The following is a 20,996-nucleotide window of genomic DNA, read 5'->3' as shown; positions in this document are numbered from 1 at the left end:
CCCCCGTTAGCTCCTGTCGCTCCAGTGTCTCCTTTTAAAGAAGTGATAAAATCGGCTTCGGTTCCGGTGTTTCCAGCATCCAACCATGTTTGATACGCAGATTTTCCGTCTACTCCATCTACCCCGTTAGCTCCTGTCGCTCCAGTGTCTCCTTTTAAAGAAGTGATAAAATCGGCTTCGGTTCCGGTGTTTCCAGCATCCAACCATGTTTGATACGCAGATTTTCCGTCTACTCCATCTGCCCCGTTAGCTCCTGTCGCTCCAGTGTCTCCTTTTAAAGAAGTGATAAAATCGGCTTCGGTTCCGGTATTTCCAGCATCTAACCATGTTTGATATGCAGATTTTCCGTCTACTCCATCAACTCCATCTGTCCCGTTAGCTCCTGTTGCTCCAGTGTCTCCTTTTAAAGAAGTAATAAAATCGGCTTCGGTTCCGGTGTTTCCAGCATGCAACCATGTTTGATATGCAGATTTTCCGTCTACTCCATCTGCTCCGTTAGCCCCTGTCGCTCCGGTGTCTCCTTTTAAAGAGATGATAAAATCAGCTTCGGTTCCGGTATTTCCGGCATCTAACCATGTTTGATATGCTGATTTTCCGTCTACTCCATCTACTCCATCTGCCCCGTTAGCTCCTGTCGCTCCGGTATCTCCTTTTAAAGAAGTGATAAAATCGGCTTCGGTTCCGGTGTTTCCTGCATCTAACCAAGTTTGATATGCTGATTTTCCGTCTACTCCATCTACTCCATCTGCCCCGTTAGCTCCTGTCGCTCCGGTATCTCCTTTTAAAGAGGTGATAAAATCAGCTTCGGTTCCAGTATTTCCGGCATCTAACCATGTTTGATATGCTGATTTTCCGTCTACTCCATCTGCCCCGTTAGCTCCTGTCGCTCCGGTGTCTCCTTTTAAGGAAGTAATAAAGTCTGCTTCGGTTCCGGTATTTCCGGCATCTAACCATGTTTGATATGCTGATTTTCCGTCTGCTCCTGTTGACAGTATTGGGCTCCATGAGTTTCCATCTGAACTATAAATTTCTCCAGAATTGGTATCTACATATAAAATACCTGTAGCTGGATCTATAGAATTACTAATAGGAGATCCTTTACCTGTTAATAATTCATTCTCTCCTAATAGAGATGATAAATCAACTGATTTTGAGCCCGCATTTTCTAACTCTAGGGTAAGAATGTTAGAACTATTTAAGAAGAAACTTTTTATTTGTTGGTTATCTACCTGTGTATCAATAAGACTTGAAACTGTAGCTAAATCTACCAGTTTTTCCCATAGCCTTCCATTCCAATAATAAAATCCTTTCCCGGATGTACTATTTGTATTATAAACTAATAAACTTTCATTAATTGTCGTACTACTTACTGGTGAAGCTGTACTTAAATTATCAATATTCAATCTGGGAATTAATAAACCTTTGCTATCTGACTTGATATCTAACTGAGCAGATACATTAGGTGTCAAGGTTCCTATTCCTACTTGTGCAGTAATAGTTACACTTAAAATTAAGAGTACGAGGGTTGTTACTTTTTTCATTAGTTTTTTTGTTTTGGTGGGACTTCTTAGTAATCATATATTACATTTAATTAAATTTTATTAATAAATTAAATTTTGATGTTCTATCTAGTAAGTAAAAGGGTTAATATCAGCACTGTCTTCATAGCTAAAAGGCGATAGATTTGAAGAAACACCTAAAACAAACTGATTTACAACATACTAACCTTTTACAATTTAGTAAAAAAATATTGATTCTGGTAAATCCTTTTTTTATTCTTCTTAATTATTAGGTAAAGTCCTCTAGAAACAACTCTTTTCATTAATGAATATAATTAGGCATTTTAAGTAGTTTAGAGTAGTTTGATAATTACAAAACGGAAACATTAAACAACAAAAAAGCCTTACTATTTCTAGTAAGGCTTATTGTGATCGCGACAGGATTACACTACTAATTTAATATTTTTTTATTTCATTTAACTCATTATATTTGAATTAACAAAGGCTTTGAAGTTATAAATTCAATACAGTTTAATTTGTTTTAATTTGAGTTTATCCCCCTTTTTAGCCCCCTATTTAATTTTAATTAATTCCTTTTAAAGTATTATTAAATTAAATCTAATTCAAAAGAGTTACACATTATATGGAACTAACTTATACCTTAAGAAAAGATAAAATAGATAAAAAAGGGTTAGCCCCAGTTAGATTACTTATTACAGTTAATGGTGAACGTATTAGACAAACAGTTAAAAATGTAAAAGTTAATCCCAAAGACTGGAAAAAGGAACGTATTAAGCCTAATCTTAAATCAGAACCTTATAATTTACATATTGAATACAATGAAAAGCTAGACAAATTAGAAACTAAGATTAAGTCAATATTTAGGTATATATTATCAAATGAATTACCACAAACAAAAGACATTGTCATCAAACTCTTAGAGGATGAAAATTTTGGTGAGAAGAAACTATCTAAAAAATTCTTTGATGTTTACGATGAATATATTTTAGCTAATAAAAACATAAGAACACCAGGAACACTTAGGAGATACAAAACAAATAAAAAGTTTTTTCAAGAATTTCAAGATTTTACTAATTATGAAGTAAGATTTGACACAATTAATTTGAAATTCTATCAAAAACTAACTGATTATGCTTTTGAAGAAAGAAATACTTTAAACAACTATTATGGCAAAATAATAGACGGTCTGAAAACTTTTATGAGATGGAGTTTTGAAAGAAATTATCATCAAAACTTGGAATATAAAAAATTTAAGTCATTGAAAGACAAAATAGAAGTTATATACCTCACTTTAGACGAATTAATGAAATTATATAAATTTGAATTCGAGTCAGAAAAGCTAGAACATGTAAGAGATTTTTATTGTTTTGGTTGTTTCACAGGTTTACGGTTTAGTGATATTAAACAACTTAAAAGCGCTAATATTTATGAAGATGAGATTAGATTAAATATTCAGAAAACTAGATCTATAGACCATACAATTCCCCTAAACTCATTCGCTAAAGAAATTTTAAGCAAATACAGAAACACAATTTACGAACCGTTACCTAAAATTTCCAGCCAAAAATTCAATGAGTACATAAAAGAAGCTTGTAAAAAAGCTAAAATCAACACCCAAATAAATATAACAAGATACGTAGGTCAAAAAAGGATTGATAAGGTAATTCCTAAACATAAATTGATCACTAGTCATACCGCAAAAAAAACCTTTGTTACCAACAGTTTGATATTAGGTATGAAAGAATCTGTTATCCAGCAAATAACTGGAAACTTAGATCACAGAACTTTTAAAGCTTATGTAAACATAGCTAACTCACTTAAAAAACAAGAAATGAATCAAACTTGGAATAAATTATAAATACTATGATTAAAACATTAAACTATCTACAACTTTATTTATTTAAAATAATAAGTTTCATTCCTAGTCAATGGAAAAAATTTGCAATAAAACATAGAAATTGCAAAAAAACACCTCTGATATTAATTATTCTTTTAATGGCTTCAGGATATCTGGCTTTATTTAAAGGACTGTTATCATATCTACCCTTACTTTGGAGTCTTCCTTTTCATTTCATTTTTTTTATTCTAATATCCACCCCTATAACTAAACTCCTGACAACTTGCGGATTTACTCAATTTGAAAATGCAATAATAGATCCATTCTTTAAACAAAAGAATGAATTAGATAAGGAATATAACAATAACAAATCAGGCATATTAGAAAAACAACAAATCGACATTAAACACGATATATATAGTCAAAAAAAACATTTTGAAAAAAAAATATTAATTCTCAAAAAAAACTTTAACCATTCAATAAACTCAAAAACGGAAGAGCTAAAAAACCTAACATATAACAATCTAGAAAAACATCAAGAAAAAATAAACAACATTGAAACCCTTTTAAAAACTAAAACTAAAAAAATAGTTTTTTCCAACAACAGTAAACAATATAACATAGAAAACTTGTTTAAAAACTATTTTAAAAAACATATAAGTAAAATTGATGGTGAAATTTTTTTGTATGAAGTAACTAATTATTTAGAATTAAATAAAATTGAAGTTTCTAATAAAACTTGCTACAAACACCTTAAAATTAAGTTAAACAAAAAAGAAAGAGAGGATCTAATATGTTTTCTAAAATTTTGTAAAGAAAAAGAGATTTTTGCACATCCACCATATAAAAACAACACTCTAAATTCATCCAAAACTATTGCACTTAGCTTAAAAGAAAACTACCCCTATTTAAGTGAGTCTAATGAAACATTAAGAAAAGACATAGATAAAAAAGAACTTGTCCTTACTGATTTTCTTAGAAAAGACTTCAATTATTACCTAACTAAACAATAAATTCTAAATATTTTTATTCTAATAAGGTTTTCAAAACCTCAATATCAAATACCTAACATACTAGGTATTAAAAAAAAACTCTAATCAGAATCTAATTTAGCCATGTAGAACTCAAAACAAATTAAACATGGCTAATGTATATGTACTTACACAAAAGCAACTTGACCAAACTATAGAACGAGTTGTAGAAAAGCTTCGCAAAACCGATTTAATTCATAAAGAATTAAAATCAGACATTAATGATCGTCTAACTCAAGTTCAGGCTTGTGAACTTCTAGGTGTTACAGTTCAATGCTTAATAGGCTGGAAAAAGAAAAATTTAATTCCATTTTATCAAGTAGGTAGAAGTATTTTTTATTCTAAATCTGAGTTACTTGAAGTAGCTAGAAAAAACCCTTCATTAATTAAACCTAGTCGCAAATAAAAAAGCGTAATGGCTCCAATCCATTACGCTTTAATATTTTCTCAAACAGTATTAACTACCGTGTAGGACAAATATACGGATATTCTTTAACTAATTATGGAAGAAACACCATACTTAAGAATTGGTACGTCATATTTTAAAATAGTGCAAGTACCAACAATTCACAATCAGTTTAATGAAACCCTTATTAAATGGGACAGAAATACCATTATACAAGACCATAACAGAAACTACTTAACCAAGATTCCAAAATACGATGGAAGTATTTGTTTTCCAAACCATATTAATTTCTCAAAAACTATTCATGGTTTCTATAACACCTATTCTCCCCTATCTCATCAACCCGAAAATGGAGAAGTAAAAAACACCTTAAGCTTCTTCAAACACATTTTCGGTGATCAATTAGAATTCGGGCTAGATTACTTTAAGCTTTTATACGAAAACCCAACACATCCTTTACCTGTTTTATGCTTAGTCAGCAAGGAAAGGGCTACAGGTAAAAGCTCATTTTTAAAATACTTAAAAGAAGTTTTTGGACACAATATGAGTTACCTAGACAGCCATTCATTAAATAGTAATTTCAATTTAGACTGGGGAAATAAATTAATATTAGGACTAGACGAAGCTTTTTTTCAAAAAGAAGAAATTACTGAAAAGATAAAATACCTATCTACTTCTAATAAAAATAAAATTGAAGCTAAAGGAAAAGAACGTTTTGAAGTGGACTTCTTCGGAAAATTTATAATGTGTAGTAATAAAGAAGATTCTTTTATTAAAATTGATGCTGACGAGATTCGATTTTGGGTAATTAAAGTTCCGAAATTACAATTCGAAGACGTAAATTTTCTAAACAAGTTAATTTCAGAAATTCCAGCATTCTTAAACTATACATTAAAACGAAAGCTTGCTAGTGAAAGGAAAACTAGAATGTGGTTTACTCCGCAACAAATCCACACAACAGCATTAGCTAAACTGGTTAGTAATAATCGGAATCGGGTTGAAAAGGAGATTGCTCATTTGCTAATTAGTATAATGGAAAAATTCGATTTAGAGGAAATCAATTTCAGCATAATGGATTTGTTAAATGCATTAAATAAAACTAGAATTAAAACCGATTTAACCCAGCTAAGAAATCTACTTAAAAACAACTGGAATTTACCTCAAAAAAACAACTGTTTTAAATATCAGAAATTCACCATTCTTAGCGATGGAGAAATTGTGCTTTTAGACACAAAAGGTAGATTTTTCACTCTTAAAAAAACATTTTTACTCAAAAACTTTGATGATTTGATGACGGAATAGATTATTTATCTATTAAACCTAGTAACAATAAGGGTTTAAGCCGTCATCAAAACCGTCATCAAAACGTCATCAAGATTTAACGTTGATGACACCAATAGAAAAAAGCTGATGATTTGATGATATTTTGATGATGAAACAAAGTCTTATTAATAAAGGGCTACAGACGAATCGTCATCAAATCATCAACTTTTACATTTTTTTACATACGCACCACATCATGAAAATAAACTGTTCAAAAGCTAAAAAAATAGATATTGTTTCTTACTTAAAAAAGCAAGGGTTTAAACCTATAAAAAACACATCAAATTCCGTTTGGTTTTTCTCTCCATTTAGGAGTGAAAAATCACCCTCATTTAAAGTAGATATAACTAAAAATGTTTGGTACGATTTCGGCGAAGGTAAAGGTGGAACTGTGATAGACTTTGTAATGATGTATTATAACTGCTCTATTAACGAAGCCTTAAAAAACCTCGAGAAAAATGATTTTTCTTTTCACCAGCATAAAAACTTACAAGAGGTTGAAATCAAGCCTAAATACTCTATCAAAAAAGTAGGAGAATTAACTAACTCTTTTTTGATAGAATATTTGAAATTAAGGAAAATAAACATTGAATATGCTAAGCGTTTTTTATTTCAAGTCCACTACTCTTTTGATTCTGAAAAAGAATATTATGGAATTGGATTTATGAATGATTTTGGAGGACTAGAAATTAGAAACAAATTCTTTAAAGGGTGCTTAGGTAAAAAAAGTATTACAACTATAAATAATAATTCTGATGTAATATCCTTGTTTGAATCTTGGTCTGATTTTCTTTCTTATTTGACTTTAAAAAAAATAATTCCAAATGAAAATTTTATCATTTTAAATTCTACTTCTCTTATTCAAAAGATTCCTGAACTAATTAAAGATTATTCCAAAACCAAATGCTTTTTTGATAATGATGAAGCAGGAAATAAAGCTCTAAAACACCTTAAAGAAAAAATATCTAAAGAGTTAATTGACTGTAGAATCCATTATAAAAACCATAATGATTTAAACGATTACTTAATCTCAAAATGTACCTGATTTAAGGTAGCAAGTTGAACAGGGGCAGACCCCCTATTATTCAACTTGCTCTGCGAGGCTTAACTTCTGTAAATGTGAACATTACAACTATAAACTATTTGTAAAATTTTATAACCCAATCATAAACAAACTCTTAACCTACTGAAAACCAACTCTAAAAATTATAAAATGAAGAAAAAAAGTATCATTATTGATGAATTCCACCACAAAGAATTAGTAAAGATTTCTAATGTATTCGGCGCTAAATATGGAGACTTTGCCGAATCTATGATTCTATATTTTAAAAAGACAGGCATTAACCCATTAGAAACTACAAATGATAATCCTGCTACAATGATTAAGGTTTTAGACAAACGAATTGTTTCTTTCCTAAAAGTACAAGAAAGAGACATTCTAAAACCTCTAAGAAATGAAATTTTCGAATATTCTGCTGAGCAAAAAAAACAGTATGAAAGCTTATCAAAATGGATTCAAGAAAGTATTATAAAAGTGAATCATTTTGACAAAGAAAGAACACAAAAAATCAATCAAGAGCTTAAAAATATATTCCAAAAAATAGAACACATTGAGAAAAAAATAGAAAAACAGCAAGAAGCTTTTTATACTATATGTGAATTGATAGATCAAAAAAACAAATCTGGTCTTAAAGGTAAATTAAACTCAATTTTTAACAATGCCAATTAGTAAACCTCATAGCACATTAGGAGCTACTAATACAGGTAGTTGTTCAGACCTTGCTTTGTATTTAGAAAAAGAAAATCAAGATTTAGATAAATTGTTACTAGCTCAAAACTCTTCTGAAGCTAAAAGGAATATTGAAGCCAGAAAACAATTCTTTTTTTCACACAATGAGCAAAATATTAGCACCAATGAAGCTATTAACTCCATAGACACTAACATAAAAAAGTTAGGCAAAAATGATGCTAAATATTTTGCTCCAACTATTAGCTTTAGTCAAGAAGAACTAAAACATATTCTTTGTATAATTTCTAAAAGTGAAGAAATAAAAAATATATGGCAATTAAATACAACTCAATACAAAGAGTATAACCGTATCATCATAGAATATACTCGAAAAGTAATGACCAACTATGCTGTAAATTTTAACAGAAAGGAAAAAGGTCTAATTTCTGGTGATGACTTGGTTTATTTCGGGAAAGTTGAACACTTCCGACGATTTAAAGGAACTGACGAAGAAGTTATAAAAGGAGACTACAAAGCAGGTGACCTGAAACCTGGTATTAACACTCATGTACACATTATTGTCAGTAGAAAATGTAAAAATCAACGGTTAAAACTTACTCCTACTACTAAAGAAAGAAAAACAGACAGATCTATTGGAGGAAACAAATATCGTGTTGGCTTTGATAGAATGCAATGGATTAACACAAACGAAGCAACTTTCGACGCTTTCTTTAATTATAAAAGAAAAGAACTCGAAAAATTTCAAAACCAATACATACTTAAAAATGGCTCTCCTAAAGAAATTAAAAAGCTAAAAGAGCATATCAAATTAAAAGAAACTTTAAACACAAAAAAAAACATCCATGAGCAAAAAAATACTCATCAAAAGCATGAAGGGTGGCGTAGGTAAATCGACACTCACTTTCAACCTAGCTCAAAACATATCTGAAAACGCCTCAGTAACTATTCTTGATTTAGATTTACAAGGTAGTTTATCTCAAGTTAAAGAGTTAGCTTCTGGTTTTGATATTATTCCTTACAAAGGGAAGATTAATGAAATTCAAAATCTGGAGTATGATTTCGTTTTTATCGACACTCCTCCCTACCTATCCAATCAATTACCTGAGCTTATTCAATTAGCTGATTTGATTATCATACCTACAAAAGCTGGCGTGTTAGATCTGTTAGCCATTAAAAGTACTATTGAGCTCATTGAAAACGAAAATAAAACTGATAATGCCTTGGTTGTTTTCAATATGATAAAAGCTAACACCACTTTAACCTTGGATATTTTGGTTGGATTAGAAGAATACAATATTCCTATTGCCAAAACTCACATATCTGACTTAGTTGCTTTTACTCGTTCAGTTTTGGTTGGTGGTGTTCAGGATGATAAAAATGCTCAAAAGCAATTAGACAATCTAACAAAAGAAGTACTAACAAAACTCATATAATTCTATACATCTACATTTATATAAAACTACAATTCTAGCATTATGGAAAAACAAAATTTTAACGATCTAATCAATAAAGCTAAGGCTAATAATCAAACCAAAACGATTCAAAAGATAGTTCCTATTCCTGCTAAAGAAAATGAAGAAGTTCAGTTTTCTTTTTACCTAGATAAAAACCTACTTAAAAAGATTAAACAACAAGCGTTAAACGAAGATAAGAGCATTAAAAACATCATCAACAAAGCCTTAGAAAACTATATTAAAACAACATAACATTTAAAATATCTGTAGTATCTTGCAAGAGATTTACGGATATAAAAAGACATATTAATTTATAAAGCGTTTAGCTTTTGGATTGGAACTAGAAAATCGCCAATTTTAAAACCTCCACATTCAAAACTAAGACGCCCACGTGCTGCGTGGGCTGTTCTTATTTGGAGGAAGGGTGTTTGGCGATACCACTAGTTCGATAAGATTCAGTTCCACGCTTTTTTTATTCATTTTATATCATGGAAAATCAAAACAAACAAATCGCCAACATTCAATTACACTTATCAGAAAACTGTTCTGACTTAGAAAAAGAAATTCTTCAACGTTACTGGAAACTTAATGAAACTGAGTTTGTAAATACTCCTAAAGCAATTAAAAAAAAGTATGCTATTTCTCAACCCGAATTAACTAAGATAACGGCTACTTACAGTACTTTAACTTTTTATCTATATTGTGATCATTGTCATTCATTTGAAAAATATGAAGCTAAAAGTCAATCTAGTTTTAATCAAACTATAAGAGAATTCCACAGTCGCTATTATCAGGCTTTTAAATGCAATCATTGTAAGGAAGTTCAAAAACAACAATTCCATTTAGAACAAGAAAGAAAGCGCAACGAATTAATAAAGAAGTTAGATGAAGCTATTGAGAATAAAAACTGGAAAAACCTATCAAATTTTGAAAAAGGTGTTTTAAAAAATAGCTTAGAAATGAACTTTTACACCTTAAAAAAACACTATGGAAAAATTTTAGGATCAGCAAACTTCAAACAACTAATTAAAGCTTTATATAACATTGAGAACCAAGAATTAATTATACTCGAAAGAGATAGAGGGGATTATATAATTAATTATCAGTATTTAAGCAAAATAAAAGACTTCAAAAATGAAATTACTACCCATAAAAATAACTCCGAATCTAAAGCTAGTTTTAACTCTGAAACCAACGAATTAAAGCTTAAACTTACTATTAATAAAGAAAAATTTCATCCTGATAGTCCATTATATGCGGGAACAATAACCTTTAAAAAACAAATTGTTATTAATCCTGATATTGAATATGTTTTTGCCCAATGGGAAAGAGCTAATGACAACTTATATTTCACGTTGATTCCAATCTCTGAATTTGAAAAGTTCCCCGAACAAAAGCCTATTTCAAATGTCCCTAAAATTTTAAGACAAGGAATTCATGAATTTTTAAAAAACTTAGGAAGTAATTTAGACGTCTAAAAATACCAAGCTCTTCTTATCTTCAAAAGAAGAGCTTTTTTATCCTATATTTATATAAAAATAGAATTATATTTTTATATTTATGCCAGTTAACTTGCTATGTTTAACTTCTTTTATTGATATAAGAAAATTGCTAGACTCTAAAAACATATATCAAATCAAGTATTGATGAAATAAATAGTCTTGTGCTTTTATTTTTTTAGTTAAGAACATACTTAGCAAAGAGTAACTAAAAGGATAAATCAAGGTAAAACTTCTCTTATCTCAAAATATAAACTAGATAAACAAACTATTTGTTTGCATATAACAAGTTGTGCGAAATGCCAAGACCGAGTGAGCAGAGAACAATAAGAACCTAAATGAAATAATATGGCTAGATATAAAAAATCACCCATAGAAAAATTACAAACTAAACTAAATAAGTTAACTGCAGAACCAGAAATAGTTGAGCAGAATAAGAAAATAAAGGTTCGAAATAAAATCCTTCTTGAATATTCTTCCCGATTGATTAAGTACTCTAAACGCAGATATTATCCGAGTAAAATAGAGGACTTAATTGACGAATACTTTACAGTTAAAATTCCTTTAAATCATAATAACCTAGAGATTCTTGGCTCAAACCCAATTAATCCGCCTTTTGGTGCTAGAAAAGTTATCGACTTATTCAGAAATGTAAGTACTACGCTTTTTGACTCAATAACAATTGGAGCCAGTGAAAATAAAATTACAGGAAAATCAATATCAATCACGAAGGAGTTATACGATACAATATTGAATATTGACAAGGAAGAAGGAAAAGATAAAAAAGCTAGATTCACTAGTCGTATCGCACCATTTTTGAGAACTGATTTTAACTTATCAATAAGTGTTGCATCAGTCGGAAGGAACTATTCTTTGTTACTTCAAGAAATGATTGCTAGTGGAGAACTTACAAAAACCGATCTTATTGCACTATCTGATAAGCTTGAATCGGGCGAAACAAATCAGGTCATAATCGAACGTCAGATTAATAAGCAAGTTAAATGGTTGATTGAAACTATTGAAAAGTTGCTAGAAGATACAGAACTAAATTCATCAAAAGCTAAAGATTTTGGTAATGAGAATTTTGGTTATAGCAAGGCTAGTATAACAGGACCAGAGCATTTAATTGAAAAGATTTTAAGTGATTATGGTCAATCTACTTTATTTGGCGTGCCTGCTTTATTAAATACAGATAAATATGTAATTACACCAGGCTCTCAGTCAAGGTCACAGTTTGATTTAATTTTAATAACTCATTTAGGTGATGTAGAAGTTGTTGAGCTAAAAAGAACAGACGAAACTATCTTAGATTATGATAGTAGTCGAGGAAAATTTTACCCATCCAAAAGTTTATCTATAGCAGTGGCTCAAGCCGAAAGATATATTTCTGCAGTTATTAAAGATAACGATGATGAGTATCAAATTGAAGGGAAAAAGATAAGAGAATACATAAATGAACAAGTTGGTGGAACTATGTTGATAGAATCTGTTAGACCGACAGCTTTGATTTTAATAGGCTCTTGGGAAACACTAACTAAGGACTATAGTAAATTAACAGCGGAAACGAGGTCTAAAGTTTCAGAATCTGATTATCGGGATGATGGATTACGAGCTTATAAAGAAATAAAAAGTTCATACAAGAATATTAAGGTTTTAAACTATTCGGAACTCTTAGAGCACGCAAGAACGAGACTTGAAATATTGAAAGAAGAATAAAGCACATACGCACAACATTTTGTATAAGTAATGGCAGGGAAAGTGCTAAATATCAAAGTTTGTAGCCCGCTCAAACAGCGTAACGATTTAACAGGAAACTACCACGCAATCTGCCACTACTCATACAATTTACCGTTAGGTGTAACTTTACTGATAAATTTGATTAAAAGAAAAACAAAAAATGATAGACTTAACAAAAACCCCATCTCAGAAATTTAGCAAGAAATTAGCTAACATCAAATTCTCGCAACTAATAATCAAAGACTTAGAGAAGCAATCTGACGTAGTTAAAATGAATTTAAAAACTCATTACCTTTTACAATCATATATCATAAATCTTGTGGCTGTTTGGCAGGTATTTGTAGAAGATCTTTTGAAATATGCAGTAGATGAATATATTAAAAGCAACTCAGATCCTAACACAGCAAAGAATTTAAAGTTTAAACTTAAGAGAAATTTAAAAATATTTAATACTCCTAATACTAAAAACATTGACAAAATATTTAAAAATGTATTAGGAATAGAAGGGGTTACTAGTACATTAGAGTTTGAAGGAATGAATTCGGAGAAGGCAAAAGATAGAATAAATAAAATATTAAAGATTAGACATAAAATTGCTCATACAGGTTATTCCGAAAAGAAATTAAAATTGAAAGAAAATTTTGATTTCATGAAACATTTATTTGAAGCAAGTAAACAGCTTGAATCAAAAGTAAAAGAAATAAAAGTAACTACACCCAACAGCAGGTCATAGCACATGCCGTGGTTTGGCTCGGCTGGATGCGGAAGTGATAATTTGAACAACAGAACACTAAACAACTAACCTGCGGAAACAACGGCACGCGAAACGTTACCAGCAATAAAAGAATCGACATCGCTACAATAAAATGACACAAAATGACAGAGTTAGAACTACAAGAATATATTGAGTCTCATTTTGACGAGTTCCAGTCATATATTTCAAATTATGACGATTTTACAAATGAGCTTGAACAACAGCAAAACAATATATATTCGAATGGAGATAAAATTCTCATATCTGACTTAATTAAATTTTCAGCAATAAAAAGGTTAAAAGTATCATTTTCAATGTTAAATAATTTGAAATTGATAGCTAAGGAGTATCCTCTTCTCAAAACAGGAAAGAGAGGTAAACAACCGTCAGTTGATTTAATTGCTCATAATGATGTAAATTTCTGTACTGCCTTAATAGAATTGAAAATTAACAATGTTTCAGAAAGAGAAGCGGTTTCTGAATTAAGTGCTTATACTCAAGGACTTCAAAATAGATTTCGAGGACTTTCAAATCTAGAAACTCTATGGATTCCTATTTCACCAGAATGGCGAACTACGCCAAAGTCAGCAGTTGAATATATATTGATTTGGCAGAATATATTAGTATCTCCCCTAAAACTATATATTCAAAACAACGATTTGACATCAATAAAACTGGAATGCTATAATCCTATCAATGAGATAACTGAAATTGAGTGTTTGAATTTGTTTTCATATGATTGCTTTGATGCATTTGATATTTATTTGCAAAATGAAGTCAACTCAAAAAAAGGACTAAAAAGTTATATAACTTCAATCTGTAGCAAATTGAATATAAATGGGTTTGTTATCTTTCATGAAGCCGAAGAGGGAATGATGTATCCATATGGTTTTACATTATGTATTTTTAATCCATACAAAGCATATTTACATAAAAAATTGTCTTTAGAGTTTGTAAAGCATAGTGGTGAGAAAAAATATTATGAGGCATTAGCTAAAACTGCAAGTATTGTAGATTTTGAATATGTAGATATAGATTTTTTAACAGATGAAATAAAAGAGTTTTATCCAAAACAAAAAAAAGTTCCAGATGATGTTAAAATTGAAGATTTAAACTTCTTTGATTTAATGCCAAATGGTTGGAATAAAGATTTTTTGAGTATTGCCAATTTTGCAGATAATGAGGTCGGTATTAATATTAATTATGTGTACAATGAGATTAAAGATAATTTAGAAAGTAATGGTTATGTTACAAAAGCACTTGGCTGTCCTGATTTTAATATACTTTTTAACCAACTAACCGAAGATCGTGTAGAATCGGTTCTTCCATTTGGGGTACATCAAGAATTGATTTTTAATAGAGTGAAAATTGAACATCGTCGCAAGATTCATAATAATGATATCTTTGACCTAACCTCTTCTCTTTCATTCTATAAACAGATTTTTAAAGAGTATAATTTAAAATAAAGCTGGTAACAGTATATAAATGGGCAAGATAATTGTAAGCTCGTGGGTTGTATCCTGTTTTAAATTATCATGTATGATAGGTTTGAAGCCCATAACCCCCCACATTTGTATATACTTGTTCGTGAAATATTTTGACTAACCAACCAAACCATGAATGAATCAACAGAACTTTTTGACAGCAAACTAAATGAAATTGATCATTATCGAAAGTTTCCTTCAATGCGACCTTTTATCGGGAAAAATTATGGTAGAAACAATGCAAATAAAATATTACTGGTTGCAGAAAGCCATTATTTACCACCAAATTCAACAATAAGCAAGAATCCAGAAAATTGGTATAACTCTATACAATCTGATTTATCCAATGAAGAAATTGCTTGGATAAATACGAGAAATATATTGAAAGGGAATTGGAAATCTGCTGGACATATGATTTTTAGAGAATTGAATAATCGAATGACTGAATTTATGAACGTTAAGGAATGTAGAGCTATGACAAACGTAGCGTTTATGAATGGGTTTCAAAGACCAGCTCCAGAAACTGGAGATTCAATAAAAAATTTCTGTAAACCAATCGACTATAAAATTGGAGCAAAAACTATTAATGCCGTTATTAAAATCATCGAGCCTGATTTAGTAATTTTTGTATCAAAACTATCTTGGGACAAATTAAGATGGAAAATCCCAAAATCGGAATCAGGAGTCAAATATGATTTTGTATGTCATCCTGGAACAGGTGGTCGGTATTGGCATAGTAAAAAGCATGAACACGGAATGAAAAAATTTAAGTCTCTAATAGAAAATGAAGTAAATAAAAACGTTTTACAACAAACCTCTATTCTGGCAGATTCGAGTAACTCTTAATATACCTAGAATTGCTAGTCTAAGTACTTAACTATAAAACAATCTACACCCCTTTCCTTGTCGTTGTGCGGCTCTTTATAATATTATATAAAAATAGAATTATATTTTTATATATTTATACCAATTAATTCGCTATGTTAAACTTCTTTTTTATTTAAGAAACTGCTATACTCAAAAATCACATATACAAAGGAATAGTATTCTATTTACTCCATTATAAAAGAAAAAACAACCCAAAACTTATTTATGCGTAAAAAAAGTAACATCCTTATCCTTATTGCCATTTTTCTTATTACGGCATGTAAATCAACACAAAAAAATTCTTTAGAAGTTGAGTGGTCAATAAATTTTGGAGGATCAAAATCTGATCGTGCTTCACGTATCATTCAAACCAATGATAACAACTATATCGTTATCGGTCAAACAAGCTCTTCTGACGGAAACATTAAATCAAATAAAGGTGATAGTGATCTTTTAATATTTAAAATAAACAGTTCTGGAAAAACCCAATGGGTAAAAACTTTCGGAGGGTCTGGAGCCGACTTTGCGACAGACATATCAAAAACCAATGATGGAGGATATATTGTTTGTGGATCCACTGAATCCAAAAATGGAGACGTTAAAGTTAATAATGGACGTTTTGATTATTGGATTTTGAAATTGACAAAAGACGGAGAGTTAGAATGGGAAAAGACTTTTGGAGGCTCAGATCATGATTATGCAAACTCAATAAAACCTACAAACGACGGAGGATATATTTTAGTTGGTGAATCTGTATCAAATAATGGTGATATTTTAAACAATAAAAAAGGAAATGATTACTGGATTTTAAAGCTAAATAAAATAGGAGATATTGTTTGGCAAAAGAATTTAGGAGGTTCAGCTTATGATGACGCTCTCATGGTTCATCAATTAAAAGATGGTGAATTTATCATTGGTGGACATTCAGAATCATCAGATGGAGATCTAAAAAAGAATAATGGCTATAGTGATTTATGGATTGTTAAACTAGATAAAAATGGAGTAATTAAATGGGAACGTAGCTTTGGAGGCTCAGAGTACGACAATTTTAAATCAATTTCTCCAACTAAAGATGGAGGATATATTGTAGGGGCTTCTACTTCTTCTAAAATTGGAGAAATAAAAAAAGATAAAAAGTATAATAATTTTTGGATTTTAAAACTAGATAAATTCGGAAAAATAGAATGGGAAAACATCTATGGCGGAAACGACAATGATTATTTATCTTTTGTAAAGCAAATAAAAGATGGAGGGTTTATAGCTTCTGGTTATACTAACTCTACAGATGGAGATATAAAAAGCAAAAATGAGCAAGGAGATTTTTGGATAATTAAAATAGATCAAAATGGATTATTAATTTGGGAAAAAACATTAGGAGGTAAAGATGACGATTATGCAAATTCCTTTATAGAAACTAATGACAATTCATTTATAATTATTGGAAATTCTGACCCTTACCTTACTCCGAATGTTTCAAATAAATATGATGTAAATATTTTGATTTATAAATTAAAAGAGAAATAATATTTTGTTTATGCTCATATGCCCTAAAAATCCGAAACACAATATTTCATATAAAAACTCTAATATCTAATAAACTTTTTAAATATAATTATCCCTTATAAACCTTAAAAAAAATGAAAAAATTAACAATTATATTATTATTAATTACATCTACCTTATTTGCACAAGAAAAATACGAATTTTTAAATAAATCAATAATAGAAAGTGTCCCAAAAGAATTTAAGAAAAAATTCAAAAAGTATAACTCTTTATCTTTCGACAATGGTTATCTCAAGGTGTATGACAAAAAAAAGTATTTTTTTGTTAATAAGAATTTTGAAAAAACAAAAAAACTTAGTTTTGCTACAAGTATCACAAGAGGTGGCTTCTTTTTAACTGGTGATAGAGTCGAAGGAAGAAATGACTATGGAAAAAAAAGTACCAGATATATTAAAAACTTAAAAGCTTTAAAGTTTAATGGAGAAGAAGTTAAAACTGATTTAAATAAATTTCCTAATGCTTATTTGGCTACACACCAAGTACGTGTATTTAGCTTTATTTCATCTAAAGAATTTGATTACATTGTGTTTCAAAATGATACTGAAAACAAAATGTTTGATGGGCTCTTGAATAACAAAGGAGAAATAATTTTAGATCCCAATAAAACATTAATTTCTCATATTATTGACGACTATTTTTTAATTAAAGATATAAGTGGTGTAAAATCAATATTTGATGCGGCTAATAAAAGAGTTCTTGTTAGTGATTTTGATGGAATTGTTATTAAAGAAGAAGTTTATCACGGCAAAAGACGCCTAGCTTACGGCTATAAAATATGGCTTAAAAAAAATGGTAAAGTAGGTATGTACAATATGTATTTAAAGAAATGGGATATTCCTTGTAAGTATTTAGATATTGATCCTTTTACAAGTTGGAAATTAGTACCACACCCTGAATTTTCTAATAAAACTAAAAAAGCAATTTTCACTGATTCTTATGCTGTTAAGGATTCAAATAATAAATGGGGGCTTGTTAGCTCAAACAACAAAATTCTAATTCCTTTTGAATTTTACGGAATTGAAAGGGATAACCTAGGAAAAATTACTGTTAAAAATAAAGACGGAAAAGAGGAGCTGTACTCTTTTGACCAAGAATAAACATAGACAAACTGTTAGTCATAATTTTACAAAAACTACATAGCTTTATGAGACTTTTTTTACTTACACTTTTAATACTTACCTTTTCTAGTTGTGAAATAAAAACTAAAAATGATGCTAAAGAAAATGACGAAATAGAACTTCTAGTTCAACCCAAAAAATCATCTACAAAAGAAGAAACTAAAGTATTCTCATCAATAGAAGAAGCTTCTAAACAACCTAATAAAGTAGAGTTCCTAAAATTAAATTACAATAGTTTAGACAAAATCCCTGATGAAGTATTTAAATTTAAAAACTTACGAGAACTTTATTTAAACACAAATAATATAAAACACATTCCGTCTGATATATTGAAACTAAAAAAATTAGAGCTTTTAGATTTAAACTATAATAAAATCTCTTCTCTCCCTAAAGAAATGTCTAAGTTAAAAAACTTGAAAGAACTTCGTTTACATTCTAATGAGCTTACTAACGATATTTTTAAAGTTATCTTATCATTAAAAAGTTTAGAATCTCTAAGTATAGGCGAGAACAATATTACTCTGATACCTGAAAACTTTGACAAACTTCAGAATTTAAAAATTCTAGGATTTTCTGGAAACCCAATTGATAGATTTCCTGATTGTTTATGTAGCTTAAATAAATTAGAAGACTTAACTTTTACGGGAACAAAAATTAAAGAGATCCCTGAGTGTATTGGGAAATTAAAAAACTTAAAAGTTTTCTGGAGCGTTGGAAACCCTATAAGTAGTTTACCCGAAAGTTTTGGTCAGCTGGTCAATCTAAAAACTCTTATATTAAATCAAAATCGTTTTGATTCTCTTCCTAATTCTCTATCTAAATTAGAAAATCTAGAAAGTCTTCAAGTTACAAGGAATAGATTACAAAAAATACCCAGAGATATTGGTAACTTAAAAAAACTAAAGAAATTAGAACTAGAATACAACAAACTAGAACAGTTACCAGAATCTCTAATCAACCTAGAAAATATAAACTACATATCATTACGAGATAATTACTTAATATCTATACCAGAAAACATTGGCAACTTAAAAAAACTAGAGTATTTAGATATCGGAAATAATAAAGTTACCACTATACCACTATCTATAATAGATATCGAATCCTTAAAATACTTTGGTTACTATAATAACCCTATCGATTCAACTAACTTAAAAAAGAAATATAAAACAACTACTCTTAGTGCTTACTTAAAATACCTTAAGGTTGATTAATTCTATCAAGTTCTAAGTGTAATAGAAAATGAAAAACAACAAAAGATTCGGACTTCCCTTTAATCGAAATCAAATTAAGTCTCACGTATCTGTTGCTCTTTTAGCAACAATGAAAGTCATTTCAAATAAACCTAATGGAAATAATACAAAAGTAGCTATTGCTTTACCTGACAATTATGAACATAGAAAGGTTGTAGACGAAATTATACCTGCCTTAAAAAAATTAGAAATAAAATTATTTTGGGTTTCCCTTAATTCTATTAAGGAGGAATAATACCTCTTAAACAAAACTTAAATCACTTCTAATCAACTAAAGTTTAAAATACTTATAAGATTAACACTTACCTATGCAGTACATATGCACATATTTTTTTAAGTTTACCCACCTAATTAAATAGCTATGTCTACAAATAAAAATGCCATTATTAGATATCAAACACTAGATCGGTGTTTTCAAAATTTTGGAAAACGTTTTTATATAGAAGATTTACTTGAAGCTTGTAATAATGCATTGACTGATATCAACCCTTCATCTGAAGGAATAAAAAAACGTCAACTATATGAAGACATCAAGTTTATGGAGTCTAACCAAGGATGGGGTATTGAGTTAGAGAAAATAAAAGATGGTAGACGAGCTTACTATGGTTATGCTGACAAAAACTACTCTATAAACAAACAACCCATAACTGAAATTGAAGCTGAACAAATAAAATCAGCTATGTTGGTGTTGAGTCGTTTTAAAGGTCTGCCTCAATTTGAATGGATAAATGAATTGATTCCTAAATTGAACAAAACCTTTCATTTAAAAGGACAAGAAGACTACATTATTAGCTTTGACAACAATGAATATTTAAAAGGTAAAGAATTTATTACTCCTTTGTTTAGCGCTATTAAAAATAAACAAGCTTTATTAATAACATACACCTCTTTTCAAAGAGATGAAGCTATTACCTTAACCTTTTCACCCTATCATTTAAAACAGTACAACAATCGTTGGTTTTTATTAGGAAAGCAAAAGAACATAAATAGCATTACCAATTTAGCTTTAGATAGAATCAATACTATTGAGTTCTCTTCTGCTAATTATGATATTAGCTTACAAACTAATTTTGACGAGTATTTTGAAGATTGTATTGGGGTTACTAAACCTATAAATGAGCAGCCAATACTTATAGAATTACTAGCCAAACCAAAACTAGCTCCGTACATAAAAACAAAACCTTTGCACGGCAGTCAAAAAAGAATTGAAGAAACCGAAAAAGGATATTGTTTTTCTATAGAAGTAATTCCTAATTACGAACTAGAAAAATTACTTCTTTCTTTCGGAGAAGACCTCAGGGTTATGAATCCTGCGCTCTTAAAAAATAAACTTAAAAAACGTATCCAGGAACAGTTAACACATTATTAATGCACAACCACTGCACAGTTTAAACATACCT

19 protein-coding genes and 1 pseudogene are annotated in these 20,996 nt (G+C 29.7%); 19 read left to right on the top strand and 1 reads right to left on the bottom strand.

Features of this window, described 5'->3' with window-relative positions; translation table 11 throughout:
* Positions 1-1,541: pseudogene (locus VBY68_RS09840) on the bottom strand (hypothetical protein); the annotation flags it as partial.
* 601 nt (positions 1,542-2,142) lie between these two features.
* On the opposite strand from VBY68_RS09840, the gene VBY68_RS09835 reads away from it, so the two are divergent.
* The 19 genes from VBY68_RS09835 (at position 2,143) to VBY68_RS09745 (ending at position 20,965) form a co-directional block, all read left to right on the top strand.
* Positions 2,143-3,378 (top strand): site-specific integrase, encoded by a 1,236-nt coding sequence (locus VBY68_RS09835; RefSeq protein WP_415269613.1) that lies wholly within the window; start codon positions 2,143-2,145, stop codon positions 3,376-3,378.
* A gap of 5 nt (positions 3,379-3,383) precedes the next feature.
* Positions 3,384-4,370: a hypothetical protein gene (locus VBY68_RS09830; RefSeq protein ID WP_415269612.1), complete on the top strand. Its 987-nt coding sequence runs from the start codon at positions 3,384-3,386 to the stop codon at positions 4,368-4,370.
* 127 nt (positions 4,371-4,497) lie between these two features.
* Entirely contained in the window at positions 4,498-4,794 is a 297-nt protein-coding gene (locus VBY68_RS09825) for a helix-turn-helix domain-containing protein (protein ID WP_173361205.1), read from the top strand.
* Between the two features lie 96 nt (positions 4,795-4,890).
* Entirely contained in the window at positions 4,891-6,096 is a 1,206-nt protein-coding gene (locus tag VBY68_RS09820; protein ID WP_415269611.1) for a primase-helicase family protein, read from the top strand.
* Between the two features lie 217 nt (positions 6,097-6,313).
* Positions 6,314-7,162 carry a toprim domain-containing protein gene (locus VBY68_RS09815; RefSeq protein WP_415269610.1) on the top strand — a complete coding sequence of 283 codons (849 nt, stop codon included), beginning with the start codon at positions 6,314-6,316 and terminating at the stop codon, positions 7,160-7,162.
* A 168-nt stretch (positions 7,163-7,330) separates the two neighbouring features.
* A complete protein-coding gene (locus tag VBY68_RS09810) occupies positions 7,331-7,846 on the top strand; it encodes a BfmA/BtgA family mobilization protein (protein WP_415269609.1) in 516 nt (171 codons plus the stop codon).
* Positions 7,836-8,756, top strand: a complete 921-nt coding sequence (locus tag VBY68_RS09805; RefSeq protein WP_415269608.1) for a DUF5712 family protein — start codon at positions 7,836-7,838, stop codon at positions 8,754-8,756. Before VBY68_RS09810 ends, VBY68_RS09805 begins: the two co-directional genes overlap by 11 nt.
* Positions 8,710-9,300: an AAA family ATPase gene (locus tag VBY68_RS09800; RefSeq protein ID WP_415269607.1), complete on the top strand. Its 591-nt coding sequence runs from the start codon at positions 8,710-8,712 to the stop codon at positions 9,298-9,300. Before VBY68_RS09805 ends, VBY68_RS09800 begins: the two co-directional genes overlap by 47 nt.
* A 42-nt stretch (positions 9,301-9,342) precedes the next feature.
* Positions 9,343-9,573 (top strand): hypothetical protein, encoded by a 231-nt coding sequence (locus VBY68_RS09795; RefSeq protein WP_415269606.1) that lies wholly within the window; start codon positions 9,343-9,345, stop codon positions 9,571-9,573.
* A gap of 236 nt (positions 9,574-9,809) precedes the next feature.
* Positions 9,810-10,799, top strand: a complete 990-nt coding sequence (locus VBY68_RS09790; protein ID WP_047789751.1) for a myosin/kinesin family protein — start codon at positions 9,810-9,812, stop codon at positions 10,797-10,799.
* A 369-nt stretch (positions 10,800-11,168) separates the two neighbouring features.
* Positions 11,169-12,536: a Shedu anti-phage system protein SduA domain-containing protein gene (locus VBY68_RS09785; RefSeq protein ID WP_047789752.1), complete on the top strand. Its 1,368-nt coding sequence runs from the start codon at positions 11,169-11,171 to the stop codon at positions 12,534-12,536.
* Between the two features lie 181 nt (positions 12,537-12,717).
* Positions 12,718-13,290, top strand: a complete 573-nt coding sequence (locus VBY68_RS09780) for a HEPN domain-containing protein (protein ID WP_053056713.1) — start codon at positions 12,718-12,720, stop codon at positions 13,288-13,290.
* A 143-nt stretch (positions 13,291-13,433) separates the two neighbouring features.
* Positions 13,434-14,777 (top strand): hypothetical protein, encoded by a 1,344-nt coding sequence (locus tag VBY68_RS09775; protein ID WP_047789753.1) that lies wholly within the window; start codon positions 13,434-13,436, stop codon positions 14,775-14,777.
* Between the two features lie 150 nt (positions 14,778-14,927).
* Positions 14,928-15,641 carry a hypothetical protein gene (locus VBY68_RS09770; protein ID WP_415269605.1) on the top strand — a complete coding sequence of 238 codons (714 nt, stop codon included), beginning with the start codon at positions 14,928-14,930 and terminating at the stop codon, positions 15,639-15,641.
* A 246-nt stretch (positions 15,642-15,887) separates the two neighbouring features.
* Positions 15,888-17,186 carry a hypothetical protein gene (locus VBY68_RS09765; protein WP_053056714.1) on the top strand — a complete coding sequence of 433 codons (1,299 nt, stop codon included), beginning with the start codon at positions 15,888-15,890 and terminating at the stop codon, positions 17,184-17,186.
* 113 nt (positions 17,187-17,299) lie between these two features.
* Complete coding sequence (locus tag VBY68_RS09760) at positions 17,300-18,322, top strand: hypothetical protein (protein ID WP_415269604.1); 1,023 nt, start codon at positions 17,300-17,302, stop codon at positions 18,320-18,322.
* A gap of 47 nt (positions 18,323-18,369) precedes the next feature.
* On the top strand, positions 18,370-19,557 hold the full coding sequence (locus tag VBY68_RS09755; RefSeq protein WP_053056715.1) for a leucine-rich repeat domain-containing protein: 1,188 nt from the start codon (positions 18,370-18,372) through the stop codon (positions 19,555-19,557).
* 28 nt (positions 19,558-19,585) lie between these two features.
* Entirely contained in the window at positions 19,586-19,831 is a 246-nt protein-coding gene (locus tag VBY68_RS09750) for a hypothetical protein (RefSeq protein WP_053056716.1), read from the top strand.
* Between the two features lie 126 nt (positions 19,832-19,957).
* Complete coding sequence (locus VBY68_RS09745; RefSeq protein ID WP_415269603.1) at positions 19,958-20,965, top strand: helix-turn-helix transcriptional regulator; 1,008 nt, start codon at positions 19,958-19,960, stop codon at positions 20,963-20,965.
* The last annotated feature ends 31 nt before the right edge of the window (positions 20,966-20,996 follow it).

It is taken from the genome of Tenacibaculum ascidiaceicola (assembly GCF_047470925.1).
Lineage (GTDB): Bacteria > Bacteroidota > Bacteroidia > Flavobacteriales > Flavobacteriaceae > Polaribacter > Polaribacter discolor.
The sequence above is the reverse complement of the archived record's forward strand: the minus strand, read 5'-3'. Positions and strand labels throughout refer to the sequence as shown.

Coding starts and splice junctions, on each gene's coding strand:
- VBY68_RS09835 (WP_415269613.1), top strand. CDS start 2,143: ATGGAACTAACTTATACCTTAAGAAAAGATAAAATAGATAAAAAAGGG.
- VBY68_RS09770 (WP_415269605.1), top strand. CDS start 14,928: ATGAATGAATCAACAGAACTTTTTGACAGCAAACTAAATGAAATTGAT.
- VBY68_RS09810 (WP_415269609.1), top strand. CDS start 7,331: ATGAAGAAAAAAAGTATCATTATTGATGAATTCCACCACAAAGAATTA.
- VBY68_RS09805 (WP_415269608.1), top strand. CDS start 7,836: ATGCCAATTAGTAAACCTCATAGCACATTAGGAGCTACTAATACAGGT.
- VBY68_RS09815 (WP_415269610.1), top strand. CDS start 6,314: ATGAAAATAAACTGTTCAAAAGCTAAAAAAATAGATATTGTTTCTTAC.
- VBY68_RS09825 (WP_173361205.1), top strand. CDS start 4,498: ATGGCTAATGTATATGTACTTACACAAAAGCAACTTGACCAAACTATA.
- VBY68_RS09760 (WP_415269604.1), top strand. CDS start 17,300: ATGAAAAAATTAACAATTATATTATTATTAATTACATCTACCTTATTT.
- VBY68_RS09785 (WP_047789752.1), top strand. CDS start 11,169: ATGGCTAGATATAAAAAATCACCCATAGAAAAATTACAAACTAAACTA.
- VBY68_RS09775 (WP_047789753.1), top strand. CDS start 13,434: ATGACAGAGTTAGAACTACAAGAATATATTGAGTCTCATTTTGACGAG.
- VBY68_RS09800 (WP_415269607.1), top strand. CDS start 8,710: ATGAGCAAAAAAATACTCATCAAAAGCATGAAGGGTGGCGTAGGTAAA.
- VBY68_RS09755 (WP_053056715.1), top strand. CDS start 18,370: ATGAGACTTTTTTTACTTACACTTTTAATACTTACCTTTTCTAGTTGT.
- VBY68_RS09745 (WP_415269603.1), top strand. CDS start 19,958: ATGTCTACAAATAAAAATGCCATTATTAGATATCAAACACTAGATCGG.
- VBY68_RS09750 (WP_053056716.1), top strand. CDS start 19,586: ATGAAAAACAACAAAAGATTCGGACTTCCCTTTAATCGAAATCAAATT.
- VBY68_RS09820 (WP_415269611.1), top strand. CDS start 4,891: ATGGAAGAAACACCATACTTAAGAATTGGTACGTCATATTTTAAAATA.
- VBY68_RS09830 (WP_415269612.1), top strand. CDS start 3,384: ATGATTAAAACATTAAACTATCTACAACTTTATTTATTTAAAATAATA.
- VBY68_RS09795 (WP_415269606.1), top strand. CDS start 9,343: ATGGAAAAACAAAATTTTAACGATCTAATCAATAAAGCTAAGGCTAAT.
- VBY68_RS09780 (WP_053056713.1), top strand. CDS start 12,718: ATGATAGACTTAACAAAAACCCCATCTCAGAAATTTAGCAAGAAATTA.
- VBY68_RS09790 (WP_047789751.1), top strand. CDS start 9,810: ATGGAAAATCAAAACAAACAAATCGCCAACATTCAATTACACTTATCA.
- VBY68_RS09765 (WP_053056714.1), top strand. CDS start 15,888: ATGCGTAAAAAAAGTAACATCCTTATCCTTATTGCCATTTTTCTTATT.